The organism is Acinetobacter sp. YH12249, assembly GCF_013417475.1.
In the GTDB taxonomy this organism is placed as follows: domain Bacteria; phylum Pseudomonadota; class Gammaproteobacteria; order Pseudomonadales; family Moraxellaceae; genus Acinetobacter.
Map to the genome: position 1 here is coordinate 137,270 of NZ_VPDX01000003.1, position 24,400 is coordinate 161,669.

The following is a 24,400-nucleotide window of genomic DNA, read 5'->3' on the forward strand; positions in this document are numbered from 1 at the left end:
CTTATAAATTGTTGAAATAGCTAGATGAAAGGCAAAATCTTCACAATTTCTTCATGATTCAATTTTATACATATTTTTCTGTGATCAAGCCTTGCATTCTCTAGGCCACTGCCTGAATATCCTTAAGCTGACTCAATAATGCAACGCTTTCCATAATTCATTAAATTCAAAGTGATTCAGACTTATGCTGTCTAAGTTTTTCATTCATCGTCCTATTTTTGCAGGTGTGCTGGCCATTGTAGTCATGGCCATTGGACTTTTTGCGGTGATGAATTTACCTGTTGAACGTTATCCGGATATTGCACCGCCTCGTATTACTGTGGCAACAACCTATACCGGTGCATCTGCAGAAACAGTAGAAGAAAGCGTGACCCAGGTGCTGGAACAGCAAATTAAAGGTATCGACCGCTTGCTGTATTTCAGCTCAAGCAGTGATTCCTCAGGTCGAAGCCGGATCAGCATCAGTTTTGAAAATGGTACCGATCCAGATACAGCACAAGTACAGGTTCAAAATGCGATTAACGGGGTTCTCAATCGTTTGCCAGATGATGTCCAGCGACAGGGCGTGAATGTCTTCAAATCTCTTGGCGATACCCATATGGTCATCGGTTTGTATGATGAGTCACGGCGTAGCAGCAATATTGAACTGTCTGATTATTTGACCACGCATCTGGAACAGGATATTTCCCGAATTGATGGCATTGGGGAAGTGGATGTTTTTGGTTCACAGTTCGCGATGCGCATCTGGCTGAATCCAGCAAAATTGAAACAATATAACCTGATGCCAAGTGATGTGCGGGCAGCGATTGAATCACAAAATACTCAAGTGGCAGCCGGCGCAATTGGTGACTTGCCAACAGTCGATGATCAGTATCTGAATGCCAAAGTCACATCAGGCAGCCGTTTAAAAACAGTCGAAGAATTTGAAAATATTATTGTGAAGTCTGCCCGGGATGGTAGCTTTATCTACTTAAAAGATGTTGCACGGGTTGAATTGGGTGCGGAAAATTATCAGTCATATAGCACTACTAATGGCTATCCTTCTGCCGGTCTGGGCATTTCACTGGCCTCCGGTGCCAATGCAATTGCGACGTCGAGTCTGATCAAGGCTGAAATCGAGCGACTTTCCCAGCAGTTGCCGGAAGGCTATAAAATTGCCTATCCGCGTGACAATACACCGTTTGTTAAAGAATCGATTAAAGAAGTCGTTAAAACTTTATTCGAGGCGGTCATTCTGGTCGTCATCGTGATGTTTATCTTCCTGCAAAACTGGCGTGCCACCTTAATTCCGACTGTAACTGTGCCTGTAGTTTTACTCGGAACCATGGCAGTACTTTATGTTTTGGGACTGAGTATTAATACGCTGACTTTGTTTGCCTTAGTACTGGCCATTGGCTTGCTGGTCGATGATGCCATTGTGGTGGTAGAGAACGTTGAACGTCTGATGCATGAGCAGCAGCTTACAGCCAAAGAAGCAGCGCTGGAATCCATGCAGGAAATCAGCGGCGCACTGATCGGGATTACCCTGGTTTTAACCGCGGTCTTTATTCCCATGGCATTTTTTGGTGGCTCAACCGGGGTGATCTATCGTCAGTTCTCGATTACGCTCGTGGCAGCGATGTCTCTGTCGCTGATGGTCGCACTGATTCTGACACCTGCACTTTGTGCGCTGATTCTAAAACCAAATCCAAAACCTGCCAAGTGGGCGAGTTGGTTTAACCAGAAACTGGATGGTTTGAAGCATCGTTATCTGAAAGTTTCTAATGTCACTCTACAACATAAGGCCATTAGTCTGGTGCTGTTTGCCGGATTGCTCTGCGTATTTGCTTTATTTTATCGCGCCTTACCCACCAGCTTTTTGCCGAGTGAAGACCAGGGTATTCTGAATCTGCAAATCCGGCTACAGGAAGGCGCGCCAATGAAAAACACCATTCAGGTCGGTGAGCAGATTCGTCAGTATTTTCTGGAAGAAGAAAAGGACAATATCGACTTGGTCATGCTACGTTATGGCCGTAACTTCTCAGGTACCGGTCAGAACCTGGCTACCGGTTTTGTAGCCTTGAAGCATTGGGATGACCGTGCTGGAGAAGAAAATACCGCGCAGGCGATTCGTGAACGTGCCATGAAGCATTTTCGCAGTAACCGTGATGCCCAGGTCAATATCAGTATGCCAGCTTCAGTGAATGGTTTAGGGCAAACCGACGGCCTGGATTTCTGGATTCGTGATATTAACGGTAATGGCCGTCAGTATCTGGAAGAGCAGTTCCAGAATATGCAGGCTGTAGCAGCTCAATATAGTAGCTTTGAAAATCTGGATAAGCGTTCCAATCCGGAAAAAGCCGAACTGAAAGTCAATATTGACCAGAAACAGGCTATGGCCAATGGTCTGAGTCAATCCGCAATCAACAGTACGCTTTCAGCGGCCTGGGGGGGTAATTATATTAATGACTTTATTGATCGTGGCCGGATTAAACGGGTGATTATGCAGGGCGATGCAGAATTCCGTTCCAAACCTGAAGATCTGGCGCAATGGCATGTACGTAATGACCTGAACGAGATGGTGCCTTTCAGTAATTTCGCTCAGGTGGACTGGAGTGGTGGTCCTGAGGTGGTCAACCGTTTTATGGGCTATACCTCGCTGCAAATGCAAGCGGATATGGTCAAAGGTTCCAGTTCTGGTGAAGCGATGCAAGATGTTGAAAATCTGGTGGCAGAACAGGATGGCATTGACGTGGTCTGGAGCGGTTTATCCTTTGAGGAAAAACAATCCAGTAATCAGGCAATCTGGTTATATCTGGTGTCGATTGGTTTCATTTTCCTGTGCCTGGCCGCTTTATATGAAAGCTGGACGATTCCGACTGCGGTCATGTCCGCTATTCCTCTAGGGATTGGTGGGAATATCATTTTTAGTTTTCTGGCAGATTTTCCGAATGATATTTACTTCCAGATTGCTTTGCTGACCACGATTGGTCTGTCCTGTAAGAATGCAATTTTAATCGTAGAGTTTGCGGCATTGGCTCAGGAAAAAGGTAAATCGGTAGTTGAAGCTGCACTTGAAGGTGCTTCACTGCGCTTGCGCCCAATCCTGATGACATCTCTGGCCTTTGGTGCTGGGATTTTGCCACTGGTCTTTGCTTTTGGTGCTGGTGCAGCCAGTCGTCGTGAGATTGGAATCAGTGTTTTTGGTGGAGTGATCTTTGGAACGATACTGGTGCTAATTTTTATTCCATTTATGTACGTTTTAATTCGCCAAATGACGATGAAGAAATCACATACATAATATCAATTGAGAATATAGCATTCTAAAATCCCCGTTATAACGGGGATTTTTTTATCGGAAATAAAGAGCTAAAGATTGGCTTAAATTTAAGCATGGTGTGAAAATTGCTATAGAAATCATCTATTCATGGCGTGTGCATCCTAAAGATGCATTTGATGGGGATTTCTGATTTATGTTGTCGCGCTTTTTTATTTATCGTCCCAAGTTTGCAGCGGTCATTGCAATTTTAATGATGGCCCTTGGGGCATTTGCACTTCAAAAAATTCCCATTGAACATATGCCCAATATGGATACGCCAGCTTTAGGCGTTTCCGCAGGTTATCGTGGTGCGTCGGCTGAAACAGTTGAGCAATCGGTGACCCAGATTCTGGAACAGGCGGTAAAAGGCATTGCAGGTCTGGAAACTTTTCACTCCAGCAGTTCGGTGGGACGGGCCCAACTTACGCTGCAATTTGAGCCAGGAGTCGATCTTGATCAAGCCCAGTTACAGGTTCAAAACGCCGTGAATGGTGTATTGAGCCGCTTACCTGAAGAGACGCAGCAGGGCGGAGTCAATGTTTATAAATCAGGGTATGACCAGTTTGCACTATTAAGTTTATATGATGAGAGTGGGCAGAGTAGCGTTACCGAACTTTCAGATTATTTGATGGTCCACGTCGAACCGCGTTTGTCACGTATTGAAGGTGTAGGGGAAATTGACCTGTACGGTGCAGGTTATGCCATGCGGATTTGGCTAAATCCGCATAAGTTGCACCAGTTTAACCTGATGCCAAGCGATATCCGTAATGCCATTGAAACTCAAAACGCGCCACTGGCTTCAGGCGCAATTGGTGGTTTGCCGACGATGCAGGATCAATATCTCAATGCCAAGGTCAGTGCCGGTTCACATTTAAGCAGTGTGAAAGAATTTGAAAATATCATCGTTAAAACCACAGATTCCGGTTCATTGCTGTATTTAAAAGATGTGGCACGGGTAGAACTAGGTGCAGAAAGTTATAACCACATTAACTATACCAACGGACAGCTCTCTTCAGCTTTATCGATTACTTTGGCGCCGCGGAGTAATGCTATTGCCGTGTCCAAACAGATTCAAGACGTATTAAAAAACGCTCAGGCCAATTTGCCACCGCACTACCAGTTGCAAATGACCATGGACAAAACTCCATTTATTACCAGCTCAATTGAACAGGTAGCTAAAACTCTGGTTGAAGCCATTATTCTGGTCATTGTGGTGATGTTTATCTTCCTGCAAAACTGGCGTGCCACGATTATTCCGGCCGTTACGATTCCGATTGTAGTTTTGGCGACCTTTGCAGTGCTGTATGTCTTGGGTATGACTCTGAATAGCTTTACCTTATTTGCCCTGATTTTAGCCATCGGTCTGCTAGTCGATGATGCCATTGTAGTGGTGGAAAATATTGAACGCCTGATGCAGGACGAACATCTGGATGCCAAAGCGGCTGCCTTAAAATCCATGCAAGAAATGAGTGGAGCACTGGTCGGTATTACGCTGGTACTTACTGCAGTATTTATCCCGATGGCTTTCTTTGGCAGTATTACTGGGGTGATTTATCGTCAATTTTCCCTCACTTTGGTAGTGGCGATGTTGCTGTCTTTATTCGTGGCCTTGGTCATTACCCCAACATTTGCGGCACAGTTATTGAAACGCAAACATCATCAGGCTCGCTGGGCACAGCGCTTTAACCATGGCATGGATCAGCTCAATGCCGGTTATCAAAAAGTTTCAGCTCGGAGCATGCGATTGAAATTCACGATGTTGGCACTGTTTGGTGTGTGCATAATGAGCTTCGGCTGGGTATATAAGCATTTGCCGGAAGGCTTGATGCCCACGGAAGACATGGGCTTTGTCATGGGGCAGATCGTCATGCCTGGCAACGCACCGCGTTCAGAAGTCGAAAAAGTCGGGCGTGAAGTACAAGACTATTTAATGAAACATGAATCAGAACGCATTCAGAGTGTAGGCGTTTGGTATAGCGGCAACAACGTTGGTGTAGGCCCGTATCGTGGGCAGCTCTTTGTGGTATTAAAAGACTGGGCTGAACGTAAAAATCCTGAAGATTCGGTCTTTGCCATTGTCGATCGAGCACAGAAACACTTTGCCAATCATGCCAATGCCCAAATTTTCTTTATGGCGCCTTCCATGTCGAGTAATGGTCGTGTAGTCGATTTCTGGTTGCAAGACCTGGATTATAAAGGAGCTGAATTTTTACAGGAGGCATTTGGCCAGATTGAAGCGCGTGCCCAAGGCAAATCATCGATTGAATTTTTACAGCTGGACCAACCCAAAGAAAGTGCTGAGCTGAATATCAAACTTGATGCAGAACGCGTGTTAAAGCATTCCATTCCTCAGCAAAATGTAAACAGTACTTTGGCCGCAGCGTGGGGTGGAACTTACATCAATGACTTTATTGATCGCGGGCAGATTAAACGTGTGATTATGCAGGGTGAAGCAGAATACCGTTCCAAACCTGAAGATCTGGCCTTCTGGCATGTACGCAATCAAAAAGGTGAAATGCTGTCATTTAACCAGTTTAGCAGTCTGAATTGGCAGGGCGGGCCGAACAGTATTAACCGCTATATGGGCTATAACGCTGTTCCAGTCTATGCCGGGATTCCAAAGGACAAGTTTTCCAGTCAGACCATGCAGGATGTTGAAACATTGGTAGATACTCAGGAAGGCGTGAATCTGGCCTGGAGCGGAGCCGCATTGGAAGAAAAGCGTAGCAGCGGTCAGGCGATTTTTCTTTATGTGATTTCGATTGCCTTTATTTTCCTGTGTTTAACCGCTTTATATGAAAGTTGGACCATTCCTGCGGCCGTAATCAGTGCCATTCCATTGGGCGTAGGTGGCAGTATCTTATTTTGCTGGGTCTTTGGTTTCGCCAATGACATCTTTTTTCATATTGCCTTGCTGACGACGATTGGTCTGTCCTGTAAAAATGCCATTCTGATTGTGGAGTTTGCTGCACAGGCAGAGAAAGCAGGAAAAACCTCAATAGCTGCAGCTTTAGAGGGAGTAAGCTTACGTTTGCGGCCTATTCTCATGACCTCTATTGCATTTGCTGCGGGAGTAATCCCTTTGATTTTTGCTTCTGGGGTCAGTGCGATCAGCCGTCAGGAAATTGGTGCCAGCGTTTTGGGCGGGGTCATTTTTGCAACTATTTTGGTATTATTCTTTATCCCGTTTATGTATGTGTTAATCCGAAACCTGTTTCGTGTCAAAGCAACAAATAAAGTTATACAAATCAATCAGGAAAATGAGGAATACTCACTCTAGGGCGGGTATGTTTCATACCTGCATGGAATGATGGTAGGGAAATGCAGTACCAAGAAAAAATACAGCAACTTCATGAGACTCTGCTGACAGGGGAAAATAATATTCATCAGCTTCTACAAAAGCTAAATATTGCCGATCAGGCCAGAATTTTGTCTGAGCTTGGACCAGCAGAACGCTGTCACCATTTCAAGCAGCTGGAACGTCAGGCAGAAGTACTGGAGTACTTACCACTGGCCATGCAAATCCAGCTGGCCTATCAATTTCCTCTGGAGCAACTGGCCAGTCTGATGGATGCCATGCATTCCGATGACTTCATTGATTTATACAAGCAGATGCCCTGTGAAGTGCAGCAGCAGTTACTTGGAAAATTATCTACCCAGTCGCTACAAACCCTGCGAGAGCTGCATGCTTATCCGGAAGAAACAGCCGGTGCATTAATGAGTTCAGACTTCGTCACGCTTGCTCCCGAACTGAGCATGACGGAGGCGATTGAAACGCTACGTGATATTGCGGGGAATCATGACACTTTATATCTGATCTATATCGTGGATGAGAAACAGCATCTGCTCGGTGTGATTTCCTTGCGACAAATTATTCAAGCACGGCCGGATGCCACCATTAATGAGGTCATGACCACAGATGTGGTCTATGCCACAGTGGATGAGGATCAGGAGCAGGTCGCCCGTACCTTGGCCTATTATGATTTTATTGCCTTGCCAGTGGTCGACGCGACCCAGAAGCTGGTCGGGATTATTACCTATGATGATGCCATGGATATTGCAGAGGCAGAAAGTACTGAAGATATTTTAAAATCCGGTGCAGTGACGCCTTTGAATGAACTGAGTCTGAAAACCGCACCGATTCTCAGATTGTATCAAAAACGGGTATTCTGGCTGGTCATTCTGGTGTTTGGCAGTCTGCTCTCCGGAATCGGAATTGCCCATTTTGAAGATATTATTTCCACCCATATTGTGCTGGTATTTTTCTTGCCATTGTTGGTGGGAAGCGGCGGGAATGCTGGTTCGCAATCTGCCACCTTGATGGTGCGTGCCTTGGCAACAGGCAATGTGCAGTTTAAGGACTGGTTTAGCCTGCTGGGTCGTGAATCCCTGGTTGCGTTATGTCTGGGTGGAACGATGGCCATTGCTGTATCAATCTTGGGTTATATTCGAGGTGACGGGATGGTCGCCATCGTACTTGCTTTAAGTATGTTAGGTATTGTGCTGATGGGCTGTCTGATTGGCATGAGTTTACCCTTTATTCTCAACAAGCTGAAAATGGACCCAGCCAGTGCATCAGCACCGCTGGTAACGTCGATTTGTGATGCCACTGGGGTGATTATTTACTTGTTTATTGCCTCTCAATTATTGTTTTAAATACTTAGCAATTACAGCTTAAATAGAAAAAATACTTTATGCTCAATTACATCAGCTTCATTTCTGGAAGAACCTATGCCTGATCCCGGACAAAAAAATAAATTGAGCCAACAGGATGTCATTCGTCTGGAGCGGGATCTGGCCAAGTTTGCCAATATGATGGATTCGGTGGTACGGATTCCATTTACCAAGCAGGGCGTCGGGGCAGATGCTGCTTTGAGTACCATTCCGGTAGCTGGAGATATCGCAGGTTTTGTATTGACCAGTTATGCGATTTATAAAGCCCGTCAGATCGGGGTGCCAAGTGAAAAATTAAAGCCAGTCCTGAAAATGGCCGTCATGGATGCTGTGGTCGGCTTTATTCCTGTAGCAGGAACAATATTTGATATTTTTATTCGTCCTAGCCGTAAGGCACTGGATATTGTGCATCAGCATATCCGGGACGAATACCAGATCCGTACCGATCATCATGTGGTACATCCATTTCTGCATGAAAGTTTGGAACGCAGACAACAGCAATCTGCTTTCTGGCGTAATCCTGTGGTGGCCTGGATCTGGATTCATCTACCAGATATCTTAGGAACTTTCTTTTTGATTCTGTTAATTATGGCCATTGGCTGGGGCACAATGCAGCTCTTTCAATGGTTTAAAGCCTGAAGGTTTATAAACCTAAACTTAATAAAAAAGCCTGCAAATGCAGGCTTTTTTCTATTAAGCAATCAATGCGTTGCTTAAGGGCAATCGAGTTGTTGCAAAGCAGCAACACGTTGTTCAATCGTTGGGTGAGTCTGGAACAGTGCCGCCAGACTAAAACCTTGTTCCTGACCAGCAGAAATTGCAAAGGCTTTCATTTCTTTCGGCATAGTATCCGGCATTTCTGATTCCGCCTGTAAACGTAATAACGCTGAAATCATCGCCTGTTTGCCTGCCAAACGTGCACCTGCTTCATCAGCACGATACTCACGGTAGCGTGAGAACCACAGCACGATCGCTGAAGCCATAATACCAAATACGATATCCAGCACAATGGTAATCACAAAATAGCCAATACCCGGTGCCTCACCTTCTTCACGACCGAAGATCGTACGGTCTACAAAGTCGCCAACTACACGGGCAAAGAACATGACAAATGCGTTGACTACACCTTGGATCAAGGCCAGTGTCACCATATCGCCATTGGCAACGTGACCAATCTCGTGTGCCAGTACCGCACGAAGTTCGTCTTTATTCATGCGTTCAAGCAGACCCGTGGACACAGACACGAGCGCATCGTTCTTGTTCCAGCCTGTTGCAAAGGCATTTGACTGATAAGATGGGAAAATACCCACTTCCGGCATTTTAATGCCAGCGCGCTGAGAAAGTTGCGCAACTTCTTGTAATAACCATGCTTCTGCCTGGTTACGAGGGGCATTTGGGTCAATCAGTTCAGTACCGGTTGTTTTTTTCGCCATCCATTTAGACATGAACAGGGAAATCAGTGATCCCACCATACCGAACACAAAACAGATCACCAACAGGTTGCCTAGATTCAAGCCACCCGCGCCATGGTAACTACCGACACCGAAGAGTGACAGGATAATGCCAGCTACAACCAGTACCGCGAGGTTGGTTAGCAAGAACAAACCAATCCGCATCATTGAGAAATCCTCTTATTATAAAAAAATAATCTGATTAGCAAATGAAAATCATTGAAATCAATATGGGGTGAAATGACTAAAAATTCAAGAAAAAAAATGGCCCTGGATCACAAAACACAGCTTTATTTTTTGCTGCATTTTCGCTAAGGCTATTTAGAATCAAATGATTTTGATTTATTTATTCACTTAAATAAATTTTAGCTGCTGCTGTTGCATTCGCCGTTGCATAAGAACCCATCGGTGCATCGGTATAACTGCCATCAGAATTCATAATAATCTGACGCTGATACTTGGCTGCCTGAATGTGTGAAGTACTGCTGCTATCATTGGAGTAGTTCGCTGAACTGGCAATGATGCGGCCTTCACTGGATGATGTGCTAGACGTGGTTGTACTTGCACTCAGGCCATGAGTATACAGATTTTGATAACGGCTGGTCACACGGCGTACATAATCCTGAGTCTCCCGGAAAGGCGGGATTCCACCATATTTGCTGACATTGCCTTCACCGGCATTGTAGCCCGCCAGTGCCAGGCTGGTATTGCCATTAAAACGCTTTAATAACCAGGCCAGATATTTAGCACCCGCCATAATATTCTGATGAGGATCATAAGCATTACTGACATTAAAGCGACGTGCAGTGGCTGGCATCAGCTGCATCAAACCTTGTGCACCCACAGGGGAGCGGGCATGGGTATTAAAGCCGGATTCAGTATGCATGATTGCTTTAATTAAGCCTTCAGACACACCATAAGTCTGGGCGGCCTGACGAATGATCGAATCAAAAGCGTTCTTATTCTTGCTATAGCTAGGCAAAACTGACGACTCGCTGCTGCCCCAGTTACTATAGCTATGAATATTGCTATCCGGATAATAAGTCTTCTTTTCGACCTGAAGATGATTATAACGGCTCTTCTTATTGGTCAATAAGGTACTGCCGTTTTTATCACGCAACTGATAGATGGTTTCACCGGCATACACCAAATGACTGCAGCCCAGCATAAGCAAGCTACCGATCAGTTGACACCCCAAGAAATACGTCTTTATTTTCATTGTTTATATTTGATAAATAATAAGCTAGAAAAATTCATGGATGAGTTTAACAAAAAATTACGTAATGCACAGCCTTATACGCTGCATTTATAAACGAGTATGTAAACGGGAACGCCTGTCAATATTTTGAACACTAAAATATTTTTTTTATTTAATTTAAAACCTTAGGGTTGACAGCTTTAAGTTATTGATTTTAATAATAAAATAAATTGATCAAAAAATGATCAATTTAAAGAAAAGCCTTAAATTTTGAGGTGAACAAGTTGTCAAGTCCATTTCAATCCACAAAGTTATCCACAGCTTTTGTGGACAACTGTGGAAAAGTCCAAAAGATAAGCATCTCGCTTAAAAATTGAACTAAATCGTTCAATATATCAATCTAAATAAAACATGAAAATGAAACTAATATGGCATTTGTATGAAAATAAATTCTTTTGATGCGATACGGAACCGAATCAGCTAAAATTGCGCGGTATTTCTATTTATGGGTTATTCTCGTCTATGTACTCGCCAGTTGAATCCGAGCAAGGATTTAATTTCAAACCTGAACTGCCAACAAGCTCTGCCTACTACCGTTTGTTGAAGAAGCTTCGCCGCCAGGTCGGACATGCCATTCGCGACTTCAAGATGATTGAAGACGGCGACAAGGTCATGGTGTGTATTTCTGGTGGTAAAGACAGTTATACCTTGCTTGATATCCTGCTTCAGTTTAAACGCATTGCACCGATCAATTTTGATGTAGTGGCAGTTAACCTGGACCAGAAACAGCCCGGTTTCCCGGAAGATGTATTACCGCGTTATTTAGAAGAAAATAACATTCCGTATTACATCTTGGAAAAAGATACCTACAGCATTACTAAAAAACTGACACCAGAAGGTAAGACTTACTGTGCAGTATGTTCACGTCTGCGCCGTGGTTCTTTGTACGGTTTTGCTCAGGAAATTGGGGCGACTAAAGTGGCACTGGGTCATCACCGTGATGATATTCTGGCAACATTCTTTCTGAACCTATTCCATGGGGGCAGCCTGAAAGCCATGCCGCCAAAACTGCTGTCTTCTGACAAAAAGAATATCCTGATTCGTCCATTGGCCTATGTGGAAGAAAAAGACATCATCAAATATGCACAGATGCGTCAATTTCCAATTATTCCATGTAATTTATGTGGCTCTCAGGAAAATCTTCAACGTGCCATTATCAATGACATGTTACGTGAATGGGACAATGCACATCCAAAACGTCTGCACAGCATCTTTGGTGCCTTGCAAAATGTTTCACCATCTCAGTTAGTTGACCGCGAATTATTTGATTTTGAAATTCTGGATAGCCAGCGCGAATTCGATTTCAAAGGCAGCTGTTCAACTGAAGAGGCGGTAGAAGGTGAGAACCGCCGCATCAATATGGTCAATTTGGGCTTTGCAGCGGACTAATCGACCTATATAAAGTTAAGCCGATACAGGCATGGGCTACGGCCTATGCCTGAATCAAAAATAACACAAGATAAGAACTACAAAAATTGAACGGTGCGTACAAAATTCGTTAGCCTTTGCCATAATGATCATGTTATAACAAGTCACAAGCATAATAGCTTCAACCTGATGTCGTCTGGATAGTCGACACAAATGAATAAATAAATTGAGGAAAGATCATGCCTGCTTTTTTAACTGATGATTGGTTTTCGACTGTAGACACGCTCACTGCACAAGCTGGTGATTTGGATTTGCCACCTGCTTTGGCGAATCTGGCAATTAATTTGGTCGTTGCAGACACTACAGGTAATACAGAATTATCTTTGGAAGGTGGCGCGATTAAAAAAGGTTTGTCTCCAAATGCAAAAACAACATTGAACATGGATGGCGAAACCTTACGTAAAGTTTTCCTTGAGTTTGATATGGCGGCTGCAATGCAAGCCTTCATGACAGGTAAAATCAAAGTGCAAGGCGATATGTCTCAATTGATGGCATTACAAACAGCGAAGCCAAGCCAAGCTCAAAAAGACCTCTTCAAGAAAGTTCTTGAAAATACCACAGCTTAATAGTTTTGATCTAAAAAGCTGTAGTAAAAAAAAGCTTACCCTGAGGTAAGCTTTTTTTTATAGCTGAATATCTGGATTTGAAATGATCAGGCTTAAATATTCACCAGCTGTGGAGTGGTCTTGATGTGTTCCAGATAGGCACGAATACGGGTCACGTATTGCAGGGCCTGACGGTAACGACCATTACTGGCTTTATTCTGTTCCAGATAAGCATACAGGTTTACCCAGTTATTCGGATTCTTGCCTTGGGCCTGAATACGTTTTTGCAGCTGATTCACAGCACCTGGGCCCATGTTATAGGCAACTAAAGCAAACCAGTTACGATCCGGATAAGGGATATGTTCATAACGGCTCAGCATCTGGTCATAGTATTTGGCACCCCCATCAATACTTTCGCCTGGATCTGTCCGGTTACTAACCCCCATCGCTTTTGCGGTAGAGCTTGTGAGCATCATCAGACCGCGGACACCGGTGGGAGATACGGAGTTTGGCTTTAGATAGGATTCCTGGTAACCGATCGCGGCGAGCAGGTGCCAGTCCAGATCGTACTGCTGAGCAGATTTCTGGAAGCTCGCCTTGTATGTGGGGAGTCGCTGGTTCAGGTCCTGTTGAATTTCATCCCAAGAATGTTCTTCTACCACATTCTGATTGTAGAAGGATGCAAGCTGCTTGATCGCACCGCTTTGTTTGCCTTGACAGACAAAAGCACTGGCGGTTTGACTCAAGGGATCACTGGCTGATTTAAATACCAGATTCAGATTGGAATTCAGTCCATTACTGGCCAGTGCAGACTCATCACCACAAGTGGCAGAAAAAGCTGTTAAACGCTGTTGTTCAATCGTACCCAGATCAGTGGTGGTCATGGCCAGATTGGCTTTGCCTTGGGCTACCCATTTCAGGGCCGTGGCATTATCCGGAACAGTTTTAAAATCCAGCTTAACATTCAGGCTGTTGGCATAGTTACGAACCAGGTCATAACCAAAGCCATGCTGATGTTGTCCATCCTGAAACACAGTCGTTGGACTTTGAACTGTGACGACGGTGAGTTTGTTGCTATTGACCACATGATCATATTGAAATGTGGTTTTAGTGGCATTGATACTATGAAAGGGGATAAGTGCCGTACTCAGTACCAGTGCTTTTACAGGGAGAGAAGAGATAAAAGAGCTAAGGCAAAGCCTCGACCCAGTGGTTGAACTACTGTGCATGTTGTCTCCGCTACAAGTAATTTATGCCCTAAAAATCACAGCCAATACTAGCCAGAAACTTTTAAAAGTTTGATAAATTCAATAAGGGTTGGGCAGTCATGACGTCATTCAAAAATGACTAAATTGATCGGGAAATATGTAGAAAAACTACATAGATTAAAAAATAAGCGATTCCAAAAGTAGGGTGCATATTAAAGATCAAAAAATGAATTGTCAAATTTTGTACATAATTTATTTTTTAAATGTAATTTAAGTTATTAAATTTATTGAAGAAAAAAATTGCATATTCTGGCTTGTCCTAAAACTCCAAATAAAATAAGCTCTTAATGTCTAAAAACTGGTTCAAAATTGGCAATTAAAATACATGAAATCTAACCTGATTACCCGTGGTGGACATGATAAATTGGTGGCAGAACTTAAAAATCTCTGGCATGAAGAACGTCCTGAAATTACCAAAAAAGTGAACTGGGCAGCCAGTCTCGGCGACCGTTCGGAAAACGCAGATTACCAGTATAACAAACAGCTTTTACGTAAAATTGATCGTCGGGTTCGTTATCTGGGCAAGCGTCTGGAAGAGCTGCGAATTGTTGATTTTTCTCCTGAACAGGAAGGCAAAGTTTATTTTGGTGCCTGGGTCGAAATTGAAAATGAACAGGGTGAGCAAAAGAGCCTTCGGATTGTGGGCGTCGATGAAATTTATGATCATCATCCGCAGCATATTTCGATTGATTCACCCATGGCGCGTGCCCTGTTAGGCAAGTCAGTGGATGATGAGGCTGAGGTGATGACACCATCCGGCAAGAAACTCTGGTTTATCAATTCAATTCGCTATGAAAAGCCAGAAAATTCAGAAGATTAATGAAATTGATTTTATTTTGCGCAGTTGATGCAGAGAAATTGGAAAAATATTTGCCAAGCGCAATTTTTATTTATATGATGGCGGCCATGGAAGCGTGGCAGAGCGGTTTAATGCACCGGTCTTGAAAACCGACGAGGGCTTATACCCCTCCGTGAGTTCGAATCTCACCGCTTCCGCCAGATACGAAAAACCCCGATCATTGATCGGGGTTTTTATTTTTAACTCATTAAAATGATTTTAAATTTTCATTGTTCAAAATGATGTAAATATAGGGATTAAATTTCATCCTTAAAATAAAAATATCAGCACCAAGATTCTGTGTATAAAATTTTATCTACTCTAAAATTTTCGTCTGATTTTTGACTGAATGAACTGATTTTTACAGAAGTTTTGCGAAAATTTATTGCCAAGAAACAGAAATATTTATATGATGGCGGCCATGGAAGCGTGGCAGAGCGGTTTAATGCACCGGTCTTGAAAACCGACGAGGGCTTATACCCCTCCGTGAGTTCGAATCTCACCGCTTCCGCCAGATACGAAAAACCCCGATCATTGATTGGGGTTTTTTATTGTCTGATCATTGGGGTTTATAGGTCAGACTCAGATGGAAGGCTGCCCTGAATTTCCTGTTGTATCCATGCAACAAATTTTTCAATCAACGGTGAGCTTTCCTGACTGGAATGGACCAGATAATAGCCTCGTTTCTTTTCTAAGGTCTTACTGGATACCAGCACCAATTCCTGTCGCTTTAATTCTTTTTCAATCAGCATTTGCGGGATCAAGGCCATTCCCATGCCATGGCTAGCCACTACAGCGAGCATAGAAAACAGTTCATGTCGTTGCCCCTGAAAAGGATTCGGATGCTGGATCTGATGTAGCTTGAACCAGTCTTCCCAGATATTCGGTCGGGTGGTTTGCTGTAATAAAGGGAGTTGAACCAGTTGTTCAGCACTTAAGTCATAGCTGTAGTCATTAATCTTCTGTGCATCGGGAAAATACTGTTGAATCAGATCAGGCGTACAGACAGCAACTACATCTTCATGCATTAGAAAATGGCTATGCGTACCCGGCCATTGTTCGACCTGTTGAGGTGTTCCTGCATAAATGGCAGCATCAAAAATCTGTTCCTGAAACAGAAAAGGGCGGGTGCTGGTTTCCAGATGTATCGTAATTTCAGGATACAGCCGATTAAAGCTCTGGAGTTTAGGTAATAGCCAGCGAGTCGCAAACGTAGGCACTACGCCCAGTTTTAAAGTACCGCCGCGCCCTTGATGCGTAATGACATCCAATGTTGCCTGTTCCAGTCCTTTTAGATATGGAGTGATACTTTTTAAATATTGCTGTCCAGCATGATTGAGTTCTACACCATGCCGCGTACGGGTAAATAAAGCTGTGCCTAAATACTCCTCCAGTTGCTGGATCTGGCGTGAAATTGCACTTTGGGTTAAAAACAGTTCCTGCGCTGCATAAGTATAACTGGCATGACGTGCAGCAGATTCGAAACAGATCAGCGCTTGCAGGGAAGGTATTTTTCTACGCACCTGTTCATCCTTGAACTTAAAATGGTCAGATATCAATAAATGGTATATCACTCTTATACTACTATACGACTTTGGTATAAAAAACAGGCAAATAAGCTAAGAAAATAATTTCTAGAAATAGCAACTTATATAAGGTATGCATAAAGTGCATAGCTGCATGCAAATTTATTGTTTGAACAAGTCATGATTCATGCCTAGAGTCAATCTGAAGGATAAAACAACATCATCTAATAGATAGATGAAGGATTGGAAGGGAATACTATGAATCAAATGGTCGATACGAAAAAAACCAGCAAAGTCTATTTTAACTGGCAGGATCCGTTCTTACTGGAGCAGCAGCTGACTGAAGAAGAACGCATGATCATGGAATCTGCGCGTGCATATTGTCAGGGACAGTTACAGCCGCGTGTATTAGAGCAGTTCCGTCATGAAAAAACCGATCCAATGATTTTCCGTGAAATGGGTGAACTGGGTCTGCTGGGCCCAACCATTCCTGAGCAATACGGTGGCGCAGGTCTAAACTATGTCAGCTATGGTCTGATTGCACGTGAAGTAGAACGTGTGGATTCGGGTTATCGTTCTATGGCCAGTGTGCAAAGTTCTCTTGTGATGGTGCCAATCAATGAATTTGGTTCTGAAGAACAGAAACAGAAATATTTACCGAAATTGGCGACCGGTGAATACATCGGTTGTTTCGGTCTGACTGAACCAGATCATGGTTCAGATCCGGGCAGCATGATTACCCGTGCGAAAAAGGTGGATGGTGGTTACCGTCTGACGGGCGCGAAAATGTGGATTACTAACAGTCCGATTGCTGATGTCTTTGTGGTTTGGGCAAAAGAAGTGTCTCCTGAAGGCAATGTCGGTGATATTCGTGGCTTTATTCTAGAAAAAGGCTGGGAAGGGCTTTCTGCACCAGCGATTCACGGTAAGGTTGGCCTACGTGCTTCGATCACCGGCGAAATCGTCATGGACAATGTTTTTGTTCCAGAAGAAAACGCGTTCCCGGAAATTCGTGGTCTAAAAGGTCCATTTACCTGTCTGAACAGTGCCCGTTATGGTATTGCCTGGGGTGCGATGGGTGCAGCTGAATTCTGTTGGCATACAGCGCATCAATACACCATGGACCGTAAACAGTTTGGCCGTCCATTGGCTGCGAATCAGCTGATCCAGAAAAAACTGTCAGACATGCAAACTGAAATTGCATTAGGTCTGCAAGTGGCTTTACGTTTCGGACGCATGAAAGATGAAGGCATTGCTTCAGTAGAAGGCACTTCACTGATCAAGCGTAATAACTGTGGTAAAGCTTTAGACATTGCCCGTTTAGCGCGTGACATGATGGGTGGTAACGGGATCTCTGATGAATTTGGTGTAGCTCGTCATCTGGTGAATCTGGAAGTGGTCAACACTTATGAAGGTACACATGATGTACACGCCTTGATTCTAGGTCGTGCGCAAACAGGTATTGCTGCATTCTCCAATTAAAAAAGGAAACTTTTTCGTGCAGGGTATGGCTTTCAATCGCCTAACCTTGCGTCATTTTCTTACTCCAATTACACTCCTTTGCCGAAGTGATGTTTGACTTCGGCATTTTTTATATCTCTATGTTTGCAAGAATTCATCTAAAGCTTGAGTGAAAATAGTCACATTCCGGTTGACGCGGTATGATAGACAGATTCAGTCATTGGAACAGATTATGAAAATTGTCGCAGATGAAAATCTGGCATTTACCGATTATTTCTTTGCAGAATTTGGCGATATTCAGCATCGTGCAGGAAGAACTCTCACTTCGGAAGATGTAAAAGATGCCGAGGCTTTATTGGTCCGTTCCGTGACCAAAGTCAATGCAGCACTCGTACAGGACAGTCAGATTAAATTCGTCGGCAGTGCCACCATTGGTACAGATCATCTGGACATTGCTGCACTAGAACAACAGAACATCCGCTGGAGCAATGCACCCGGTTGTAATGCGCAGGCGGTAGCTGAATATGTGATTACGGCTCTATTATATTTACAACCCCAATTGATCAATGCAAATAAAGATTTCACCTTGGGTATTGTCGGTCTAGGAAATGTCGGTTCGCGTTTAGCAACAATGGCCAAATTGCTAGGCTGGAATGTGATTGCCTATGATCCCTTTGTACAGCGCGATCAGGTTCATCAGGTTGAATTTGAAGAACTGCTAAAAACTGCAGATGCCATTTCCATTCATGTACCTTTAACCAAAACAGGTCAGCATCCAACTTATCATTTAATTAATGCTAATGCTCTTGGACAAATGAAGCCTGAAGCCATTTTAATTAATTCAGCGCGTGGGCCAGTCATTGAAGAAGCAGCACTAATTGCTGATATTCAGGCAACTCAACGTCAGGTTGTACTGGATGTGTTTGAGCATGAACCGGAAATTTCTGAACAGTTGCTGAATCTGATTACTTTGGTGACGCCGCATATTGCAGGTTATAGTCTGGAAGGTAAGGCACGCGGTACTCAAATGATTTACGACGCATTTTGCCAGACTTTCGGCTTTGAGATTAATAAGCAGTTTGAAAGCCAGTTGCCTGTCTGTGAACAGTTTTTCCAGAATCAGGATTTAAAACTGGCGCTACAGCAGCATTTAACCCAGATCTATGATATCGCCCGTGATGATACCAATCTGCGTGCCTGTTTAAAAGATGGCAAAGTCGATCAGAAAGCATTTGATCATTTACGCAAGACTTATCCTTTACGCCGTGAATGGGCCGCTCATGGAGGGCCAAAGGCATGAGTCAGATTGTATCTTATCAACCGACCTGCGACTTAAAAGCCATTAAAGCACGTGCCAACATGTATGCCCAGCTCCGTCAGTTTTTTGCTGAACGTGACGTGCTGGAAGTAGAAACACCGATTTTATCTCAGGCTGGTGTGACCGATGTGCACCTGGCTTCGATTCAGGCCCAGCGTCATGTCATGGGTAAGCTCGGCACACATTATCTACAGACCTCACCTGAATTTGCCATGAAACGTTTATTGGCCAGTGGTAGTGGGCCGATTTACCAGATCTGTAAAGTGTTTCGCGATGATGAACACGGCCACAAGCACAATAGTGAATTCAGCATGCTGGAATGGTATCGTCCGGCCTTTAGTCTGAAAGATCTGATGTTTGAAGTGACAGATCTATTAAATGTGACGCTTAAGGCACGTTTTGGAGAAATCCGCCCCACTGTGCTCAGCTATAAACATGCCTTTATGGATCGCCTGGATCTCAATCCTTTACAGGCCACTTTGCAGCAACTCAAAGATTGCTGTCGCAGGGTAGGTCTCAATCTGGACTTGGGGGATGACCGTTTAGGGTATATCGACCTTTTATTCTCGCATATGGTCGAGCCAAGCCTGGGTTTCGATACGGCTGTATTTCTGACAGATTTTCCACCGGAACTGGCATCATTGGCTAAAACCAGAATCGATGAAGATGGGGAACTGGTTGCGGCCCGTTTCGAGTTGTATATCGAAGGGCTGGAACTGGCCAATGCTTATGATGAGCTGATTGATGCTGAAGTTTTGCGTTCCCGCTTTGAAGCAGATAATGCAGAACGGGCAGCGCTTGGCTTGCATGTCATGCCGATTGATGAGTATTTGCTGGCGGCATTGCCACAAATGCCGGAATGTTCAGGTATTGCCCTGGGTCTTGATCGCTTGCTGATGATTGCAACCAATCAGATGAAATTGGAAAAAGTGATTACTTTCCCTGCTGAAATTTCATAAATTAAATCCACGATTGATCAGCTGGTTATGACTGGCTGATCATTCCAGATGCTTGCGAAATCCAATACTGTAACTGTCAAATCCCAGTCCTTGATAAAAGGCATGCGCAGGATAGCGTTCTTCGCGATTTCCGCTGTTGAGCTGAATCATCTTGAAGCCTTGCTCTTTTGCAATCTGTTCAATAACAGCCATCAGTTGCTTGCCAATACCTTTTCCACGATGGGCCTGATCAATTACAAAAGCCTGAATCCTTAAATATCCACCGTCAAATTCCCAGGTGTATTCTTGAATAAAACCGGCATAGCCGATCACATGTGAATCCTGTTCTATAACCAGTGTCTGATAATGACTGTCTTGATGCAGATGCTCCCAACGCTGTTTGATATTTTCCAGCGTAGAGGGCTAGCCAAGCTGAATCGTGAGTTGATGAACATCATGCAGGTCTTTTTCAAGATCCAATGTACGGATGAGATAAGTCATTAGACATGGTCTTAGCTAAAAATAATATCAATCATAATCAATATTTAATTTGCTTAAGTTTTTAAATTACACGATAGCTTCAAAGAATTATTGCTATTTATATAGAAAATCGAGATGAGTGAGATTTGAGATATTAAAAAGGCCCCCGAAGGAGCCTGATGTTTAGAGTATGGCACTATGCTGTTCTTTCAGTTCTGCCAAAGCCGCAATCCGTCGTTCAATCAGCATTTCACCAATATCCGGACCTTGAATTTCTGGTGGCAAATCTTGTGCTTTGATGCTACGTACAACCTGCATGGCATCCAGCACATATTGAGCCTGAGGATAAGCACGATTTTCCAACCCCAAGCGGCCGCGAGAGTCACATTCACAGGCCTGTACAAAGGCTTCAACACGTTCAGGACGACGCAATACATCCAGACGCTGCAATAAACGCCATAAAGTGCCTGGCTTTAAATTAAAAGCCTGGTGACATTTTAAGTGTTCTTTACAGACCGCCAATGCCAGTTGTTTGGTATGAGTCGGAACTCTTAAACGTTCACACAGCTCATTTACCGGTTTGATCCCACGTTCTTCATGCATGATATGGCGTGGCAATTCTTCTACAGGGGTTAATGCCTTACCCAGGTCATGAACCAGAACTGCAAAACGCACATCTAAGCTATAATTTTGGCGGCAGGCTTGCTGTAAAGACATCATGGTATGAATACCACAGTCAATTTCAGGATGATATTCAGGACGTTGCGGAATCCCGTATAAGGCATCCAGTTCCGGGAACAGTACTTTTAAAGCACCACAGCTGCGTAATACTTCAAAATACACATCTGCATCCTGTTCCATCAGTGCGCGTGTAGTTTCTTTCCAGACCCGCTCAGGTGTCAATGCATTAAGCTCACCGGATTCCGCCAGCTGTTTCATCAGCACCAAAGTCTCTTCTGCGATGCTAAAACCCTGATGTTGATAACGCGCAGCAAAGCGGGCAATCCTTAAAACACGTAAAGGATCTTCGACAAAAGCTTCTGATACATGACGCAGAACACGATCAGCCAGATCTTTTTGACCGCCATAAGGATCATAAATCTTGCCTGAATCATCCATGGCCATGGCGTTGATGGTCAGGTCACGGCGGATCAGATCCTCTTCCAAGGTGACATTGATATCGGTATAAAATTCAAAACCATGATAGCCATAGCCAGACTTGCGTTCGGTACGTGCCAGAGCATATTCGTCTTTGGTTTCAGGATGAAGAAAAACAGGGAAGTCCTTGCCAACAGGTTGAAAACCTTCAGCAAGCAATTGTTCCGGCGTCGCGCCGACAACCACATAATCTTTTTCGTGATAGGGGTGTCCAAGTAAATGATCCCGAACTGCACCGCCTACTAAATAAACTTGCATGAAAAAACCTCTATTCTTACAAGCATCATGCTACAGAATAGAGGTTTTCTCAAGTCAAGAAGTTACGCTGATGCGTACATTCCTTAGAGCGCGTTTTTTTCTGCTTCCTGAATTTCAGCGACAGTTAACGCAGTCATATTCACTACGCGACGAGTCGTTGCAGTTGGTGTCAGGATATGAACAGGTTTCGCAGCACCAAGCAGGATAGGACCAATGGTCACGTTATTACCTGAAGTTGCTTTTAACAGGTTAAACGAAATATTGGCTGCATCCAGATTTGGCATGATCAGCAGGTTTGCAGAACCTTTGAAACGAGAGTTCGGGAATGCAAACTGACGGATATTTTCGTCTAATGCTGCATCACCATGCATTTCACCTTCAACTTCAAGCTCAGGTGCAGTTTCAGAAAGGATTTCATATACACGGCGCATTTTTTGTGCGCTGGCATCGTGCTGGTCTGAACCGAAACTAGAGTGAGAAAGTAGGGCAACACGCGGTGTAATACCGAAACGACGTACTTCTTCAGCAGCCAGAATCGTCATCTCAGCAAGCTGTTCAGCTGTTGGATTACGGTTGATGTAGGTATCCGCGATGAACAGGTTACGCTCTTCCAGCATTAATGCATTTAAGGTAAAGAAGGTATTATGGCCATCCTGTTTGCCGATGACATTGCTGACAAAGTCTAGATGGATGTCGTAGCTTGAGTAAGTACCACATAACATACCGTCCGCCATGCCATGACGTACCAGCATCGCAGCGATCAGGGTAGAACGGCGACGTGCTTCACGGTGTGCATATTCAGGCGTTACACCTTTACGTTGCATCAGGTTGTAATAGTCATCTGCAAATTTTTCGTAATCTGGGTTCTTTTCCTGATCCACGATAGTGATATTCACACCATCTTCAAGACGTAAGCCTAATTTCTTGATATTGGCTTCGATGACTGCTGGACGACCCACCAGAATCGGTTTTGCCAAGCCTTCATCCACTGCAATTTGCGCAGCACGCAGTACACGCAGGTCTTCACCTTCTGCATAAGCGATACGTTTAGGATCTGTTTTAGCTTGTGCAAAGATTGGTTTCATCATGAAGGCTGAGTTGTAAACAAACTCAGACAGACGTTGACGATATGCCGAGAAATCCTGAATCGGACGAGTCGCCACGCCAGAATCCATTGCAGCTTGTGCAACTGCAGGCGCAATTTCCAGAATTAGGCGTTGATCCAGTGGACCAGGAATCAGGTAATCACGGCCGAAAGAAGCTGATTTTTCGCCATAAGATGCAGCATCTGCTTCTACGTGTGCCATACGTGCAATCGCGTGTACGCAGGCAATTTTCATTTCTTCATTAATGGTGGTGGCACCAACGTCTAATGCACCGCGGAAGATGTAAGGGAAGCACAGTGCATTGTTTACCTGGTTCGGATAGTCAGAACGGCCAGTCGCCATGATGACGTCATCACGAATTTCGTGTGCATGTTCAGGCAGAATTTCTGGATCCGGGTTCGCCAAGGCAAAGATAATTGGATCTTTGGCCATCAGTTTCACCATTTCTTTGGTGAGAATACCGGCTGCAGAAAGACCCAAGAACATATCTGCACCTGCAATCACGTCACCGATCTGAGAGGCATCAATGTCTTGTACATATGCTTTTTTAGATTCGTCCAGACCTTCACGTTTAGTTGTTAATAGACCACGTGAGTCAGCAACGATGATATTTTCTTTTTTCGCGCCAAGGGCACAAAGCAAGTTCAAGCAAGACAGGGCAGCAGCGCCGGCACCTGAAGCAATGATCTTGATTTCATCAATTTTTTTGCCATTTAATTGCAATGCATTCAGAAGAGCAGAACCTACAATGATTGAAGTACCATGCTGGTCATCGTGGAACACAGGAATTTTCATGCGTTCACGAAGTTTCTGTTCAATATAGAAACATTCTGGAGCCTTAATGTCTTCCAGGTTGATCCCGCCAAAAGTGGGCTCTAGAGAAGCGACAATATCAACAATCTTGTCTGGATCATTTTCAGCAATTTCGATATCGAATACATCAACACCCGCAAATTTTTTGAACAGTACGCCTTTACCTTCCATGACTGGTTTAGACGCCAGTGGGCCAATATTACCCAAACCAAGAACTGCTGTACCGTTACTGACCACTGCAACCAGGTTACCGCGTGCGGTATAAAGTGCAGCTGTTGAAGGATCGCGTTCAATCTCAAGACATGGTGCGGCAACGCCAGGCGAGTAAGCAAGGGCTAAGTCACGTTGGTTGACCAATTGTTTGCTTGGTGTAACGCTGATTTTTCCTGGAGTAGGGAATTCGTGATAGTAAAGAGCCTGCTGCTTTAAAGATTGTTCGTCCATCTGTATCTCTATCGTTGTAAAGATTACCCAGAAAGCGGGTAAAAAATTGCATTTATGGCTCTGAATATAACATTTGTTAAGCACTTAGCCCAGTCAAAGTCGACCATTTTTGCGACAATCTTATTCGAGGTAGATATA

General features: G+C 44.0%; 18 protein-coding genes and 2 tRNA genes. 13 read left to right on the forward strand and 7 right to left on the reverse strand.

From position 1 onward, the window contains the following. Nucleotides 1–184: 184 nt before the first annotated feature. The 4 genes from FTV25_RS03000 to FTV25_RS03015 all read left to right on the forward strand — a co-directional run bounded on the left by FTV25_RS03000 (nt 185) and on the right by FTV25_RS03015 (nt 8,611). Complete coding sequence (locus tag FTV25_RS03000) at nt 185–3,280, forward strand: multidrug efflux RND transporter permease subunit (protein WP_180002098.1); 3,096 nt, start codon at nt 185–187, stop codon at nt 3,278–3,280. Between the two features lie 172 nt (nt 3,281–3,452). Beyond that, on the forward strand, nt 3,453–6,578 hold the full coding sequence (locus FTV25_RS03005; protein ID WP_180002097.1) for an efflux RND transporter permease subunit: 3,126 nt from the start codon (nt 3,453–3,455) through the stop codon (nt 6,576–6,578). A 41-nt stretch (nt 6,579–6,619) separates the two neighbouring features. Next, on the forward strand, nt 6,620–7,954 hold the full coding sequence (gene mgtE, locus FTV25_RS03010) for a magnesium transporter (protein WP_180002096.1): 1,335 nt from the start codon (nt 6,620–6,622) through the stop codon (nt 7,952–7,954). 75 nt (nt 7,955–8,029) lie between these two features. Further along, nucleotides 8,030–8,611, forward strand: coding sequence for a DUF4112 domain-containing protein (locus FTV25_RS03015; RefSeq protein WP_005236796.1), 582 nt, complete (start codon nt 8,030–8,032; stop codon nt 8,609–8,611). A gap of 74 nt (nt 8,612–8,685) precedes the next feature. Here FTV25_RS03015 and htpX read toward each other — a convergent pair whose 3' ends face one another. Together htpX and FTV25_RS03025 are read right to left on the reverse strand one after the other, a co-directional pair. Beyond that, nucleotides 8,686–9,591 carry a protease HtpX gene (gene htpX / locus FTV25_RS03020; RefSeq protein ID WP_166137792.1) on the reverse strand — a complete coding sequence of 302 codons (906 nt, stop codon included), beginning with the start codon at nt 9,589–9,591 and terminating at the stop codon, nt 8,686–8,688. A gap of 178 nt (nt 9,592–9,769) precedes the next feature. Then, nucleotides 9,770–10,642: a lytic transglycosylase domain-containing protein gene (locus FTV25_RS03025; protein ID WP_218947782.1), complete on the reverse strand. Its 873-nt coding sequence runs from the start codon at nt 10,640–10,642 to the stop codon at nt 9,770–9,772. A gap of 501 nt (nt 10,643–11,143) precedes the next feature. On the opposite strand from FTV25_RS03025, the gene ttcA reads away from it, so the two are divergent. Together ttcA and FTV25_RS03035 are read left to right on the forward strand one after the other, a co-directional pair. Beyond that, complete coding sequence (gene ttcA, locus FTV25_RS03030) at nt 11,144–12,070, forward strand: tRNA 2-thiocytidine(32) synthetase TtcA (protein WP_005236792.1); 927 nt, start codon at nt 11,144–11,146, stop codon at nt 12,068–12,070. Between the two features lie 218 nt (nt 12,071–12,288). After that, on the forward strand, nt 12,289–12,675 hold the full coding sequence (locus tag FTV25_RS03035; RefSeq protein ID WP_004784757.1) for an SCP2 sterol-binding domain-containing protein: 387 nt from the start codon (nt 12,289–12,291) through the stop codon (nt 12,673–12,675). A gap of 92 nt (nt 12,676–12,767) precedes the next feature. Here the strand turns inward: FTV25_RS03035 and FTV25_RS03040 are convergent, their stop codons facing one another. Continuing rightward, a complete protein-coding gene (locus tag FTV25_RS03040; protein WP_179992802.1) occupies nt 12,768–13,883 on the reverse strand; it encodes a transglycosylase SLT domain-containing protein in 1,116 nt (371 codons plus the stop codon). A gap of 364 nt (nt 13,884–14,247) precedes the next feature. Between FTV25_RS03040 and greB the strand changes: the two genes are divergently transcribed. The 3 genes from greB (at nt 14,248) to FTV25_RS03055 (ending at nt 15,274) form a co-directional block, all read left to right on the forward strand. Then, nucleotides 14,248–14,742 carry a transcription elongation factor GreB gene (gene greB / locus FTV25_RS03045; protein ID WP_159123487.1) on the forward strand — a complete coding sequence of 165 codons (495 nt, stop codon included), beginning with the start codon at nt 14,248–14,250 and terminating at the stop codon, nt 14,740–14,742. Nucleotides 14,743–14,830: 88 nt separating this feature from the next. Next, nucleotides 14,831–14,921: transfer RNA gene (locus tag FTV25_RS03050), tRNA-Ser, on the forward strand. 262 nt (nt 14,922–15,183) lie between these two features. Beyond that, nucleotides 15,184–15,274: transfer RNA gene (locus tag FTV25_RS03055), tRNA-Ser, on the forward strand. A gap of 55 nt (nt 15,275–15,329) precedes the next feature. Here FTV25_RS03055 and FTV25_RS03060 read toward each other — a convergent pair. After that, complete coding sequence (locus tag FTV25_RS03060; RefSeq protein WP_159123488.1) at nt 15,330–16,283, reverse strand: LysR substrate-binding domain-containing protein; 954 nt, start codon at nt 16,281–16,283, stop codon at nt 15,330–15,332. Between the two features lie 261 nt (nt 16,284–16,544). Between FTV25_RS03060 and FTV25_RS03065 the strand changes: the two genes are divergently transcribed. The 3 genes from FTV25_RS03065 (at nt 16,545) to epmA (ending at nt 20,024) form a co-directional block, all read left to right on the forward strand. Continuing rightward, a complete protein-coding gene (locus FTV25_RS03065) occupies nt 16,545–17,768 on the forward strand; it encodes an acyl-CoA dehydrogenase (protein WP_180002095.1) in 1,224 nt (407 codons plus the stop codon). A 211-nt stretch (nt 17,769–17,979) separates the two neighbouring features. After that, nucleotides 17,980–19,047 carry a 4-phosphoerythronate dehydrogenase gene (locus FTV25_RS03070; protein WP_180002094.1) on the forward strand — a complete coding sequence of 356 codons (1,068 nt, stop codon included), beginning with the start codon at nt 17,980–17,982 and terminating at the stop codon, nt 19,045–19,047. Next, complete coding sequence (epmA, locus tag FTV25_RS03075) at nt 19,044–20,024, forward strand: EF-P lysine aminoacylase EpmA (protein ID WP_180002093.1); 981 nt, start codon at nt 19,044–19,046, stop codon at nt 20,022–20,024. The genes FTV25_RS03070 and epmA overlap by 4 nt, the downstream gene beginning before the upstream one ends. 39 nt (nt 20,025–20,063) lie before the next feature. Here the strand turns inward: epmA and FTV25_RS03080 are convergent, their stop codons facing one another. After that, nucleotides 20,064–20,417, reverse strand: a complete 354-nt coding sequence (locus tag FTV25_RS03080; RefSeq protein ID WP_306669829.1) for a GNAT family N-acetyltransferase — start codon at nt 20,415–20,417, stop codon at nt 20,064–20,066. On the opposite strand from FTV25_RS03080, the gene FTV25_RS16035 reads away from it, so the two are divergent. Then, nucleotides 20,382–20,507: a hypothetical protein gene (locus FTV25_RS16035; RefSeq protein ID WP_257218900.1), complete on the forward strand. Its 126-nt coding sequence runs from the start codon at nt 20,382–20,384 to the stop codon at nt 20,505–20,507. The two genes, FTV25_RS03080 and FTV25_RS16035, sit on opposite strands and share 36 nt — an antisense overlap. 159 nt (nt 20,508–20,666) lie before the next feature. Here FTV25_RS16035 and FTV25_RS03085 read toward each other — a convergent pair whose 3' ends face one another. Both FTV25_RS03085 and FTV25_RS03090 read right to left on the reverse strand, forming a co-directional pair. Further along, on the reverse strand, nt 20,667–21,899 hold the full coding sequence (locus tag FTV25_RS03085; RefSeq protein ID WP_004784716.1) for a multifunctional CCA addition/repair protein: 1,233 nt from the start codon (nt 21,897–21,899) through the stop codon (nt 20,667–20,669). An 83-nt stretch (nt 21,900–21,982) separates the two neighbouring features. Continuing rightward, entirely contained in the window at nt 21,983–24,262 is a 2,280-nt protein-coding gene (locus FTV25_RS03090; protein ID WP_005236761.1) for an NADP-dependent malic enzyme, read from the reverse strand. Between the last annotated feature and the right edge of the window lie 138 nt (nt 24,263–24,400).